The organism is Alcanivorax sp. HI0083, from assembly GCF_001635175.1.
Genome location: NZ_LWFX01000326.1, coordinates 1 through 717, shown reverse-complemented (window position 1 = coordinate 717; position 717 = coordinate 1). Strand labels below are relative to the sequence as shown.

The 717-nt window shown below is 62.5% G+C and carries 2 pseudogenes; one reads left to right on the top strand and one right to left on the bottom strand.

The annotated features are described in order from the left end of the window. Window positions 1-530: pseudogene (locus A3754_RS27105) on the top strand (hypothetical protein); the annotation flags it as partial. On the opposite strand, the pseudogene A3754_RS27100 reads toward A3754_RS27105, so the two are convergent. Continuing rightward, window positions 476-717, bottom strand: a pseudogene (locus A3754_RS27100) (hypothetical protein); the annotation flags it as partial. The pseudogenes A3754_RS27105 and A3754_RS27100 sit on opposite strands and share 55 nt — an antisense overlap.

Here is a 717-nt window from a genome sequence, read left to right as displayed (position 1 = left end):
GGCAGCGCTACACGGAAGAGGTGTTGAAAGAGGTGCTGGCGGAGTACCAGCAGTTGCTGGATCAAGTGGCGGCACTGTATGACGGCCACCAGGGGCCGGTGATTGGTGAGCAGGCGGGGTTGTATTTCTATCAGGGGCCGGCATCACGCGCCGCGTTTTCCGCCCTGTGTGCTGGCCTGCTGTTCCTGAGAGTGGTGCGGCTGCTGGCGCCGCAGCGCAAACAGGCGGGCAAGATCTCTTTGGAATTCAAGGCATTGGTGACGGCGGACCCGGATCAGGAAGAAGCCTGGGCCCTGTGTGTGGCGGGTGTGCCGGGGCGTCTCAATGTGCCTGACAGCCAGCTGACCGTGGCCGAGCTGGATGTGAAAGCGCTATACCAGCCAGAGAAAGCCCAGGTGGTTTGTGCGGGTGACCACCGGGTGCGTTTGCAGCCGGTGGAACAGTTGGCCCACCGTTACCAGGCGCTGTTACGCACTCAGGCGGAGACCTTGCTGTCCGATGACGGAGGCAGGGTCGAGCCCAGCAGGTAGTTGTGCATGGCCTGTTGCACGTCCCTGTTCAGGGCGGCGATGCCGGTGTTCCCGAACAGGCGATTGAATTCCAGAATGTAGGGATGGCCATCCACCATGGCCACGTCGAACCCGGCGTGGTTGATGTTCAGATAACGGGCCAGCCCTTCCACCAGTGACAGTGCGTTGCCTGGCACCGGCAGGTCGG